Annotated in this window: 13 protein-coding genes; 5 read left to right on the top strand and 8 right to left on the bottom strand. The window is 73.4% G+C overall.

All coding sequences use genetic code 11. The annotated features are described in order from the left end of the window. The 3 genes from IFT36_RS12820 to IFT36_RS12810 all read left to right on the top strand — a co-directional run. Window positions 1-843: hypothetical protein (locus IFT36_RS12820; protein ID WP_200413322.1), on the top strand; the 843-nt coding region annotated here is incomplete at its 5' end. Between the two features lie 115 nt (window positions 844-958). Next, on the top strand, window positions 959-1,678 hold the full coding sequence (locus IFT36_RS12815; protein WP_200413321.1) for an ABC transporter substrate-binding protein: 720 nt from the start codon (window positions 959-961) through the stop codon (window positions 1,676-1,678). Between the two features lie 195 nt (window positions 1,679-1,873). After that, a complete protein-coding gene (locus tag IFT36_RS12810) occupies window positions 1,874-3,154 on the top strand; it encodes an Nramp family divalent metal transporter (protein ID WP_200413320.1) in 1,281 nt (426 codons plus the stop codon). A gap of 103 nt (window positions 3,155-3,257) precedes the next feature. Here IFT36_RS12810 and IFT36_RS12805 read toward each other — a convergent pair whose 3' ends face one another. Beyond that, complete coding sequence (locus IFT36_RS12805) at window positions 3,258-4,367, bottom strand: alpha/beta fold hydrolase (protein WP_192124513.1); 1,110 nt, start codon at window positions 4,365-4,367, stop codon at window positions 3,258-3,260. Between the two features lie 164 nt (window positions 4,368-4,531). On the opposite strand from IFT36_RS12805, the gene IFT36_RS12800 reads away from it, so the two are divergent. Then, window positions 4,532-5,242, top strand: coding sequence for an SRPBCC family protein (locus IFT36_RS12800; protein ID WP_200413319.1), 711 nt, complete (start codon window positions 4,532-4,534; stop codon window positions 5,240-5,242). 59 nt (window positions 5,243-5,301) lie between these two features. Here IFT36_RS12800 and IFT36_RS12795 read toward each other — a convergent pair whose 3' ends face one another. After that, entirely contained in the window at window positions 5,302-5,838 is a 537-nt protein-coding gene (locus IFT36_RS12795) for a DUF1990 family protein (RefSeq protein WP_200413318.1), read from the bottom strand. Between the two features lie 48 nt (window positions 5,839-5,886). Here IFT36_RS12795 and IFT36_RS12790 point away from each other — a divergent pair, with 48 nt between their 5' ends. After that, on the top strand, window positions 5,887-6,504 hold the full coding sequence (locus IFT36_RS12790) for an RBBP9/YdeN family alpha/beta hydrolase (protein ID WP_200413317.1): 618 nt from the start codon (window positions 5,887-5,889) through the stop codon (window positions 6,502-6,504). A gap of 11 nt (window positions 6,505-6,515) precedes the next feature. Here IFT36_RS12790 and IFT36_RS12785 read toward each other — a convergent pair whose 3' ends face one another. The 6 genes from IFT36_RS12785 to IFT36_RS12760 form a co-directional block, all read right to left on the bottom strand. Beyond that, window positions 6,516-7,193, bottom strand: coding sequence for a hypothetical protein (locus IFT36_RS12785; RefSeq protein WP_207114407.1), 678 nt, complete (start codon window positions 7,191-7,193; stop codon window positions 6,516-6,518). 135 nt (window positions 7,194-7,328) lie between these two features. Further along, on the bottom strand, window positions 7,329-7,817 hold the full coding sequence (locus IFT36_RS12780) for a hypothetical protein (RefSeq protein ID WP_200413315.1): 489 nt from the start codon (window positions 7,815-7,817) through the stop codon (window positions 7,329-7,331). Further along, window positions 7,814-8,545, bottom strand: coding sequence for an ABC transporter ATP-binding protein (locus IFT36_RS12775; protein ID WP_200413314.1), 732 nt, complete (start codon window positions 8,543-8,545; stop codon window positions 7,814-7,816). Before IFT36_RS12775 ends, IFT36_RS12780 begins: the two co-directional genes overlap by 4 nt. 145 nt (window positions 8,546-8,690) lie before the next feature. Then, window positions 8,691-9,977, bottom strand: a complete 1,287-nt coding sequence (locus IFT36_RS12770; RefSeq protein ID WP_200413313.1) for a M18 family aminopeptidase — start codon at window positions 9,975-9,977, stop codon at window positions 8,691-8,693. Between the two features lie 104 nt (window positions 9,978-10,081). Further along, entirely contained in the window at window positions 10,082-10,456 is a 375-nt protein-coding gene (locus IFT36_RS12765; RefSeq protein WP_200413312.1) for a hypothetical protein, read from the bottom strand. Window positions 10,457-10,544: 88 nt separating this feature from the next. After that, on the bottom strand, window positions 10,545-11,428 hold an 884-nt coding region (locus IFT36_RS12760; protein ID WP_200413311.1), incomplete at its 5' end, for a DNA-3-methyladenine glycosylase 2.

Raw genomic sequence — 11,428 nt, 5'->3', positions numbered from 1 at the left:
GACACGGCCACCGCGGCGTCCGCGACCGCGGCGACCGGCGCCTCCTCGTCCTCGCACGACGGGTGGGTCGACGACCGCTCGGACGCCGAACGCGGCGCCACCGACCGCGCCGCGGCCGAGCGTCAGCCCTCGTTCGGTCAGGACGCCCCCACCGCCGTCGCCCCCACCGCGGCGGCAGCCGGAGGCGCGGCCGCAGGAGCCGCCGCGGGCCGCGACACCGGCTCCCACGCCTACCCCCTCGTCAAGGACTCGGGCATCGACCACGTGTCGGTGCGCCGTGAGCTGCTCGCCCAGCAGAAAGAGGAGTTCGGCGGCATCCGCTTCGGCGCCGGCCTGCTCGGCTGGTTCGCCGCGACGGGCTTCGGCCTCGTCATGATCACGATCTTCGGCGGCGTCCTCGCGGCCTGGGGCGGGGTCGCATCCGGTTCGACCGCCATGGCCGACCTGCGCAGCTTCACGACCGACAACGCCGACGTGCTCGCGCTGACCTCGGGCATCGTGGTGCTCGCGATCATCTTCTTCGGGTACCTCATCGGTGGTTACACGGCGTCGCGCATCGCCCGCTTCAGCGGCTTCAAGCAGGGGCTCGCGACCTGGCTCTGGGGTCTGGTCATCACGATCGTCCTGGCGATCGTCGTCGGCGTCGTCGGCACCCAGACCGGAGACTCGTCGTCGCCGAACCCGTTCGTGCCCTCGATGGACGACCTGCAGTCGTCGTCCCTCGCCGGTCTCATCGGCCTCGGCCTCGTCGTCGTCCTGAGCTTCGCAGGTGCCGTCCTCGGTGGCCTGCTGGGTCAGCGGTACCACCGCAAGGTCGACCGCTTCTTCTCCGAAGAGGACTGAGCGCCGCGAGGGGGCGTCCCGGCCGGGTCGCCCCCTCGCCCCCTCGCCCCATCCGACGCGGCCCGGGCGTCGAACACCGATCAACCCCACCGGGCAGCACAGACAAGGACCATTCATGCGCACCCCCTTCCGTTCCTCCCTCGGTCGAGGCGTCCTCGGCGTCGTCGCCACCGGAGCCCTCGTGTTCTCGCTCGCGGCCTGCGCCTCGACCTCGGACTCCGAGAGCAACAACACGGCCCCGACGCACCCCGTCAACCAGACCCGTGAACCCGGCCCCGGCGAGAGCATGCTGCCCGAGGCGTCCATCTCGGATCTGTCGAACGGCGTCGACACGCAGGTCGCCGTGGACGCGTCCTTCGTCGAGGCCCTCACGAGCCTGGGCCTGACCCCCGGCGTCGTGGGCACCGCGACCTTCACCGACGGCACCTTCGCGTTCCCCATCACGGGTGGCAACGTCGACTACTACGGCCCCGACAGCGACGTGCGACCTTACGTCCAGGGCGAGATCGACCACGACGGCTCCGGCCTGTCGCTGACCTCGGCCGACGGCACCGTCGTCGAACTCACCGACTTCCGCATCGACCCGGGTGAGTCGAAGCTCTACGGCACCGTGACCGCCAACGGCACCGTCGCCGCCGAGGACGCCTACCTGTTCAACCTCTGGGGTGGCACGCTGAAGCCCCTCGAGGTCGTCGACGGCAACGCCGTGCTCGAGGGCACGACGGTGCACGTCAGCGCTGCCGCCGCGTCACTGCTGAACGAGACCTTCGGGACCGACGCCGTCCAGGACGAGATGCTCGTCGGCGTCGCGAAGATCACCGCCGCCACGGAGTAACACCCCCGCGCGGTCGGGTCGGCTGCACTCCGATCACCGAGAAGAACCCCGTTCGCGAAGAAGAACCCCGATCAATCGTGGTTCGTCTTCGTGAACGGGGTTCTCGGCGTTCGGGCGCGGCGTTCGGTGTGCGGGCGGGTTACGGAGGCCTCACACCAAGGTTTCGGCGTACCGAAACCTTGCTAGGGTCGAGGCATGAGCTCGTCCGACACCCGCCGTTCCGACGCCGACCACCCCCGTGACGGCCGTGCCCCGCAGGTCGTGCACGCCCGACCGCGCGGCACCCTGCTCGGCCCGGCGTTCGTCGCCGCGATCGCGTACGTCGACCCCGGCAACGTCGCCGCCAACCTCACGGCCGGGGCGGCGTACCAGTACACGCTCCTCTGGGTGCTCGTCCTCGCGAACGCCATCGCGGTGCTCGTCCAGTACCTGTCGGCGAAGCTCGGCATCGTCACGGGTCGGTCGCTGCCCGAGGTGATGGGCACGCGCCTCCGTCGTCGGCCCCTCCGGCTGGCGTACTGGGGTCAGGCCGAGCTGGTGGCGGCCGCGACCGACGTCGCCGAGATCATCGGGGGAGCCCTCGCGCTCCAGCTGCTCTTCGGGGTGCCGCTGGTCGTCGGGGGCCTGATCACCGGCCTCGTCTCGCTCGGCCTGCTGCTGCTCACGAGGTACCGCAGCGGGCGGGTGTTCCAGACCGTCGTCATCGCCCTGCTCGCCGTCCTCACGCTCGGCTTCTGCGCGGGGCTGCTCTTCGCCCCGCCGTCGGCCGGAGGCATGCTCGCCGGTCTCGTGCCCCGCTTCGAGGACAGCACGGCCGTGCTGCTCGCCGCGTCGATGCTCGGCGCGACGGTCATGCCGCACGCGGTCTACCTGCACTCCGCGCTCACCCGCGACCACCACGGCGTCGTGGCCGAGGGGGCGGACCGTGCCCGCGTGCTGAAGGCCACCCGGTGGGACGTCGTGCTGGCGTTGCTCGTCGCCGGCGGCGTCAACATCGCCATGCTCGTGCTCGCGGCCTCGACCCTGTCGGGTCAGGACGGCACCGACACGATCCCCGGGGCCCAGCGGGCCATCGCGGCGGCGCTCGGGCCGGTGATCGGCGTCCTGTTCGCCGTCGGCCTCCTCGCGTCGGGTCTCGCGTCCACGTCGATCGGGGCGATGGCGGGCGCCGAGATCATGAAGGGCCTGCTGCACGTGCAGGTGCCGCTCATGGTGCGTCGGGTCGTCACGTTGATCCCGGCCCTCGTGCTCCTCGCGACGGGCATCAGCCCGACGTGGTTGCTCGTGCTCAGCCAGGTCGTGCTGAGCTTCGGCATCGCCTTCGCCCTCGTGCCCCTCGTCGTCGCGACGAGCGACCGGTCGCTCATGGGCACGGGCGTCAACGCCGTCGGGACGCGGATCGCCGGTTGGGTGGCCGTGGTCGTCGTCGTGGCCCTCAACCTCGTGCTGATCGGGCTGACCGTCTCGGGGGCGTGAGGGTCGGCGGCGAGGCGACCCGCGCCTCCTGCGTTCATGACCCGACCCGCCCCGCCTCACCCCGCAGCGCCCCGGCCCGGCCCGGCCGGGACGAGCCGCACCGTCAGCGGTCGGCGCCGCCGGTCGTGGGTTCGATGTGCGGGCCGTCGTCGGGGTCGGCGCCGGCCGCGGCCTTCTCGGCCTGGCGACGGTCGAACGCCGCCTGCATCGACTCGGCGTGGTCCGTCTTGGCCTTCGCGAGGGCCTCGTCGTCACCGCGCATGGTCGCCGCGGTCGAACGCAGGCGCGCCCCCACGGCCTTCACGAAGTCGGCCGGGCTGGGGCTGAAGTCGTCGCTCTCGTCGCCGTCCCCCGCGTCGACGTAGTGGTGCAGCTCGACGCCCTCGTCGTGCCGGATCGGCTGCTGGGCGTGCTCGACGCAGAGCTTGGCGACCTCTTCGGCGTGGGCGTGCATGACGGAGTGGGCGGCCCCGGGCATCTCCCACAGGCGGGACGAGGGCAGCAGTTCGCCGACGCGGCGCACCCACTCGCGTGGGGCGACGGCGTCGTGCTCGCCCCGGATGACCAGGGTGTCGGCGGCGATCTGCGGCAGGTGCTGCTCGATCGGGTACGTCATCATCTTCGGCAGGATGCGGGAGAACCAACGCACCCCGCAGAGCACGTAGGCGCTCAGGGCCAGGAACTTCACCCGGCCGGGCTCGTGCCAGGCGGCCCGGGCGAACCGCACCGCCTGCTCGAGCACGTGTCGATGGGCCGGATCGATCACCGGCCCGATCAGCACGACGGTCGACAGGTCGGGTCGGCGCGCGGCGAGGTCGACGACGATCTGCGTGCCCATCGAGTGCCCGACGACGACCGGGTCGTGGAGTCCCAGTTCGTCGATGGCGGTGCCGACGAGGTCGGCGTACTCGCGGATGCTCAGGGCGTGACCCGGGTGCGGCACCCCGGCGAAGCCCGGCAGGTCGAGAGCGTGCACGGGGCCGAACTCGTTGAGGTTCGGCGCGAGGCGCTCGAAGTAGTCGGACGAGACGCCGATGCCCGGCACGAGGACGAACGGACGGTCGCCGGTGTCGCCGATCGTGTTGACCCGCACGTAGAGGTCGCCCCGCTCGACGCGACGCACGGTGACGGTCGTGTCGACGTCCCCCGCTCGCGAGGCGTCGCGGGCGGCCGAACGCCGTGGCGAACCGGCGTGGCGACGTCGAGGGGTCATCGGATCAGTGTGGCACGGTGGGCTCGGAGCCCGGGACGGTGGCGCGGGCGGGGCCCCCGGTGGCAGGCTGACCCCGCCGGGTCCCGCCCCGGCGCACCGTCCGCGGCCCACCCGCCTCGACCCACCCGCCTCGACCCACCCGCCTCGACGAGAGAAGAGTCATCGTGCCCGCTGCCGACATCGTCCGGACCGTCACCCTCGCCGCGCCTCCCGCCGTGGTCTTCGACGCCGTCACCACGGGCACCGGCGGGTGGCTCTGGCCCGGTGAGGTCGAACCCCGGGTGGGAGGCGCGGCCGGGCCGGGTGCGGTGGTCACGGCCTGGCGACCGGGTCGCCACTACGCCAACCGCATGGAGGGCGAGGGCGGCTGGTTCAACGAGCTCGACTTCGCCCTCGCGGCAGGCGACGACACCGAGGAGGCGACCCGGCTGACCTACCGGCACTCGAGCGTCTTCGACGAGGGGCAGGTGCCCGGCGTCGAGGAGCACACCGACTTCTACCTGCAGACCCTCGCCGAGTACGTCGCATGGTTCACGGGGCGGGAGGCCACGTTCACGAGCGTCGACGCCCCGGAGTCGTCGCGGGCGGCGGGATCGGCCGCCCGGGTGCTGCAGGCCCTCGACCTGGCCGACGACGTCGAGGTCGGTGACGCCGTCGTGGTCGACCTGCCCGGCGTCGGTCCGGTCGCCGCGGGACTCTCGTACCGCACCGCGTCGTTCGTGGGGCTGCGGACCGCGAGCGCGCTCGTCCGCGTCTTCGGGCGGGAGGCCCGGGGGGCCGGGGTGAGCGTCAGCGTCCACGACTTCGCCGACGGGGCCGACGCCGCCGCGACCGGGTCGGCCTGGCAGAGGTGGCTCGACGACCTGGTCTCATGAGCCGCGCCTCCTCGTCCCCATGGAGGGTGACCGGGCCGTCCGGTGAGGGCGCGGTGCCGTCAGGCGGAGGCCACGACGACGTCGAGGGCGCGGAGGTTGCGCCGCAGGATCAGCGAGAGGGCGAGTGCGGACGCCGGCCCGGCGGCCCGCATCCACCACGCGGCGGGGAGCCAGACGACGCGGATGTCGAGGGTGACGCGGTCGTCGTCGTGGTGGTGCACGCGGTAGCTCTCCCAGCCGCGCTGCGGGTGGCCGACCAGGGCGGCGTGTCCGAAGCCGATCTCGGTGGCGGACCGGACGACGGCGAACACCCGGCAGGCGACCGGTGGGTGCACGGGGCCGAGGGTCACGCCCCAGACGCTCGTCGCACCGACGGCCACGCGGACGGGCACCTCGAGGGGCACGAAGCCCGAGCCGCGGTGCACCTGCCAGTGCAGCACGGCGTCCCCTGCGGCCTCGAAGGCTGCCTGGCCGTGGCCGATCACCCGACTGCGCGTCGTCACGTGGAATCCGGTCGGCGGCGGACCGTCGAGGGTGGGCTCGCCCTCGAAGGCGTAGCCGTCGCCGAACCGGGCGCGGTACGGGTGTGACGTCATGGGTCGACCCTGCCACGTGAGGACGCCGGGTCGGGGCATGATCGGACCGTGACCGACGCGACCGCCCCGACGCCGACCCCGCCCACGGCCTTCCTGATCTTGCACGGCTGGCAGAACCATCGTCCCGAGGGGCACTGGCAGCGCTGGCTCGCCGGCGAGCTCGAGGCCCGCGGACACGTGGTGCGCTACCCGCAGCTGCCCGACGCCGACGAGCCCACGCCCGCCGCCTGGGACGCCGCGGTGCGACACGAACGGGCCGCCCTGCCCGCGGGCCGTCCGGTGACGGTGCTGTGCCACAGCCTCTCGTGCCTGCTCTGGTTGAGGCTGCAGGCCGGCGTCGCGCCTCCGTCCGCCGACCGGGTCGCGCTGGTCGCGCCTCCGTCGCCCGAGCTGATCGCCGGCCAGCCGATCCACGCGTTCGTGGCCGGGGAGCTGTTCGACGGGCGGCGGCTCGCGCTCGGGGGCGACGCCGAGTCGGTCGTCGTCGCCGGGGACGAGGACGAGTGGCTGCCGCTCGGCCCGGTCGACACCTGGGAGGCGCGGGTCGATGCCCCGGTCGTCGTCGTGCCCCGAGGCGGTCACCTCACCCCGGACTCGGGCTACGGCGAGTGGCCGGCGATCCTGGCCTGGGCGCTCGGGGCGCCGGCGGTGGAGGCCTTCGGCTGATCCGCCGTCGGTCACGACCGTCGGCCGAACGAACTACCCATCAGCAGTGCGACGAGGGCGAGCCCGGAACAGCACAGGGTGACCGGGTTCACGATCACGGCCGCCCACGTGCCGAGGTCGGCCTGGGCGGCCGACAACAGAGGTAAGGCCGAGACCGCTACCACGGCGACGGCGCCAAGGGCCCCGAGAGCCCAGAGCAGGACGGCCTCGAAGGAGGCGATGGCCCGAAGGGTCGCCGGGGCGGCTCCCGCGGCGAGCAGTGCTCGCCCGGTGTCTCGACGGATCGGGGCCGACAGGCTGAAGACGAGTGCACCCGTGACCGCTGCGAGGAGGGCGGGCGCCGTGGCGAGACCGGTCACGGCCGCCCAGTTGATCGTCGTCTCCGACGTGACCAGCGAACCGAACGCACGGAGGGCCTCGTCGCCCGCCAGGAAGACGGCGGCGAGTCCGCCGGGGACGGCGACGCCGACCATCGGCACCGAGATGCCCGCGCCATCGCGGCGGACGCCGTCCGCGACGGCCTGGAAGGCGAGTCGGGGAATGGTCCATCGGGTACCCCGCGCAACCAGACCGAGCCCGGCGGCGGCGAGACGGCAGGCCGCAGGGCCGATCGTGGACGCGGCGACGGAGCCGAGGACGACGAGGAGGAGCGACCAGGGCACCAGCCCGGCCACGTCGTCGTCCCTCATCGAAGTCGACGGCATCAGGGCCAGGAGCACCACGACGGCCGCGACGGGGATCGCGCAACCGAGCACGCGGCCGAGCCCGGCCCGTCGCGGACGCGGCGGGAAGCGGCTCGTCGCACCTACCAGCGCCGGGGTCAGTCACAAGGTGACGACGACCGATGTGCCGACGGTGACCAGTGGACCCGTGGTGAGGACGAGGGAGCCCCAGGGAGTTGTCAGGGGGTTGAGGGCCGTGGCCGTCACGATCACGATGGCGACACCCCCCGTGGCGGCCGCGACCGTCACGACGGCCGTCTCGAGGGCGATGAGCGCGCGCCCCTGCCACGGCAGGACGCCCAAGGGCACCCAGGCGAGACGGGTCGGGTCGAACTGTGACTGGGTCAGCCGTGACACGGCGGCGAGGCACGTCGTGCCGGCGACGACGGCCATGAACGCCGCGGGAGTCGTCCACGAGCGGACGATGCCTACGAGGGGGGCGGGCGCACCGCCTGCCGAGTCGACACCCGTCAGGGCGAGGCCGGCGACGACGGTGGTGACCAGGACGACGGCGCCGTAGGCGAACCAGGTGGCCCGATCGGTCGCGAGCATGCGCAGGGAGGCCGCGGCGAGACGAGCGAGGCCGATCATCTTTCGCTCTGTGTGTCGTGCACGGCTCGCATCCGCCGGCGGATGTCCGACGCCGTCGTCGGGGTCAGATGCGTGACGACCTGCCCCTCGGTGATCGCCGCGACGGCGTCGACGCTGGCGGCGAGCTCGAGATCGTGCGTGACCAGCACCGTGCCGCACCCCGCGGCCGCGAGCGCACGGATGCCGTCGACGACGTCGGCGCGGCTCTCGGCGTCGAGGCTCGAGGTCGGTTCGTCCAACGTCGCGAAAGGTGCCCGTTGGGCCAGCACCCGGGCGAAGGCGACCCTCTGCCGCTCGCCGCCGGACAGCTCGTCGGGTCGCCGGTCGGCCAGTCTGGTCAGGCCGAGGTCGGCGAGGGTCGATCGGGCAGTGGATCGCGACTTCGGGATGCGGCGGAGGTCGAGAGCGATCTGCACGTTGTCCAAGGCCGACAACGACGGTACGAGGCCGCCGTCTTGAAGGACGATGCCGAACAGCTCTCGCCGTCGCCGAGCGAGCCGGGAGGGGGACAGGGACGTCAGATCGAGGTCGTCGACGAAGACCTGACCCGAGGAAGGGCGTTGGAGGCCCGTCAGGCAGCGAAGCAGAGAGCTCTTGCCGCTGCCGGATGCTCCCACGAGCGCTGTCGTGGACGATCGGGCGATCTCGAGTGCGGGAGCGGCCACCACCTGTCGGCGCCCGTACCTGATCTCGACGTTCGCCAGTCGTAGTCGATTCGCCTCGTGCATCGCACCAAACTACCGTGACATGTCAGACCGTCATGTCACGGCGAACCGCCTCGAGCAGAGCAGAGCAGAGCAGAGCAGAGCAGAGCAGAGCAGGGCAGGGCCGCGGCCGTCCGCGCCGGGCCTGCGGATCGGGCCCGCGCCGGGTCTACGCGTCCGGCGCGAGGAAGGCGGCGGCGGCGCGTGACAGGTAGGCCGGGTCGTCGGCTCCGCACAACTCGCGGGCCGAGTGCATGCCGAGCAACGGGATGCCGACGTCGATCGTCCGGATGCCGAGTCGCGTCGCGGTGATCGGTCCGATGGTCGAGCCGCAGGGCACCGAGTTGTTCGAGACGAACTCCTGGAACGGCACACCCGCCTGCTCGCACGCCCGCGACCACTCGGCCGCCCCGAGCCCGTCGGTGGCGTAGCGCTGGTTCGCGTTGATCTTGAGCAGCGGCCCGCGGTTGACGACCGGCTGGTTGACCGGGTCGTGCCGCTCGGGGTAGTTCGGGTGCACCGCGTGCCCGGCGTCCGCGCTCAGGCACCACGACCCGGCGAGGGCCCGGCGGTGATCGGTCGTCGTCGCCCCGAGACCGGCCGAGACCCGGGCCAGGACGTCCTCGAGCAGCGGCCCGGCTGCACCCGACGGCGTGGCCGAACCGACCTCTTCGTGGTCGAACGCCGCGAACACGGCGACGTGGTCGAGTTCGACGCCCGAGGTCGCCGTCTCGACCAGAGCGACGAGACCGGCGTGGGTCGACGACAGGTTGTCCATGCGCCCGGCGGCGAAGAGCTCGCCCGACATGCCCAGGACCGCAGGAGGCGCGGTGTCGGCCACGACCACGTCGTACCCGGTCACGTCGTCTCCGGTCAGCCCGGCCAACCCGGCGAGGTGGCCGAGGACGTCGGCCTCGTCGAGCGGCCCCGCCCCGACCACGGGGTTCAGGTGGCGCTGGGGGTCGAGCTTCAGGCCCTCGGCGTTGACGCCCCGGTCGAGGTGGACGGCGAGCTGCGGGAAGCGCAGCAGCGGCCCGGTGCGCACCAGGTGCGTCTCGCCGCTGCGGGTGACCAGTCGGCCGGCGAACTCGAGGTCGCGGTCGAGCCACGAGTTGAACAGCGGACCGCCGTAGACCTCGACGCCGGCCTGCAGCCAGCCGCGGGTGCCGGTCGTCGGCTTGGGCTTCAGCTTGAAGCCGGGGGAGTCGGTGTGCGCTCCGACGACGCGGAACGGCGTCGTGGCCGTCGCGGTGGCCGGCTCGATCCAGGCGATGACCGCGCCGTCGCGCACGACGTAGCGACGGCCCGGGCCCGAGGGCCACTCGGCGGTCTCGTCGAGGGCGGTGAACCCGGCGTCGTCGAGCCGGCGGGCGGCCTCGGCCGCGGCGTGGAAGGACGAGGGCGAGGCCTGGATGAAGCGGGCGAAGTCGTCGAGGTGGGGGCGCGTGTCAGTCATCCCCACCAGCATGCACCACCCGGTCGCCGCCGAAACCTCACGAAGGGGCCGAGGCCCCGGCTCGCGCACGTGGGTCTCGGCGCCCTCCCGGGGTCTCACACGGGTCAGCGGCCGCCGCTGCCGCCGCGGTTCGCGCCGATGTCGCCACGGTGGGCGTTCGCCTCGGGGTCGGCCGAGTGCGAGTCCTCGTCGTCGACGGTCAAGGCGGCGTCCTGCTCGCCCGAGACGCCCCCGGGGCTCACGGCGACGTAGCCGTCCTCGCCCGAGTGGCTGCCGCCGAGCGGCTGCGTGACGTCGCCGTCCGGCGTCGCCTCGCCCGATGCGGCGGGCTCGCCCTGCGTGTCGGTCGGGCCCGACCCTTGGGCGGCCCGGTGCGTCTCGATCGCGGCGGCCTCGACCGCCGCCTGGTCGAGCGCGTCGCCGTGGCCGAGTTCGTCGTCCGGCTCGTGCGGGTCCGGGTTCGTGCGGGCGTCGCTCATCGGGAGTCCTCTCGTGGTGGGCCTCCGAGGCTAGGCGCACCGCGCCTCCTCGTCCGGTCGTCGTCCTCGGCAGGTGGCGCCGGGCGCCTCACGGCGCGGTCGGCAGCACCGCGGCCCAGAGGTGGAACAGGGCGTAGGCTCGCCAGGGCGACCACGGTGCCCCGGCGACCTCGGCCTCCTTCGTCGTCACCCCGCCCATCACGCGCCGCAGCACGAGGTCGCCCGCGGGCCAGGCGTCGCGGTCGCCGAGGGCGCGCACGGCCAGGTACTCGACGGTCCACGGGCCGATGCCGGGCACGGCGAGCAGGCGTCGGCGGGCGTCGGCGTGGTCGACGTCGGGGGCGATGACGAGTCCGTCGGCGACGACCTCGGCCAGGGCGTGGATCGTCCGCGCGCGACCGTTCGTCACCCCGACCGCGGCCCGCAGCTCGTCGACGTCGGCGGCCGCCAGGCGGTCGGCGCGGGGGAACCGCGTCAGGCCCGTCCCCGCGACGGGTTCGCCGTGGGCCGCGACGAGCCGCCCGGTGAAGGTGCGCGCCGCGGCGAGCGAGACCTGCTGCCCGAGCACCGTCATCACGGCCGTCTCGAACCCGTCGGGGTTGCCCGTCACGCGGATGCCCGGACGCGCCGCGACGAGCGGCCCGAGCACGGGGTCGTCGGCGAAGCCCCGCTCGACGTCGTCGAGGTCGGTGTCGAGGTCGAGCCACGTCCGCACGACGCGTCGTGCCTCGTCGACCGTCGCCTCCGTCGGCAGCACGCCGTCGGGCCCGATCACCGTCACGTCGACCCCGGTGGCCGCGAACGACAGGTCGAGACGGTAGGAGGCGCGCTCGGCTCCCGTGCCCAGCTCGACCAGTCGCGCGTGCGTGGCCGCGGCGACGTCGGTGGCTTCGGCTCCCGGCACGCTGTGCGCCGCCAGCAATCCCACGGCGTACGCGTGGTCCCAGGCGCCGACGGGTTCGACGACGAAGC

Source organism: Frigoribacterium sp. CFBP 13605 (assembly GCF_014839405.1).
Taxonomy (GTDB): Bacteria; Actinomycetota; Actinomycetes; order Actinomycetales; family Microbacteriaceae; genus Frigoribacterium.
This window is presented reverse-complemented; position numbering and strand designations above follow the sequence as displayed.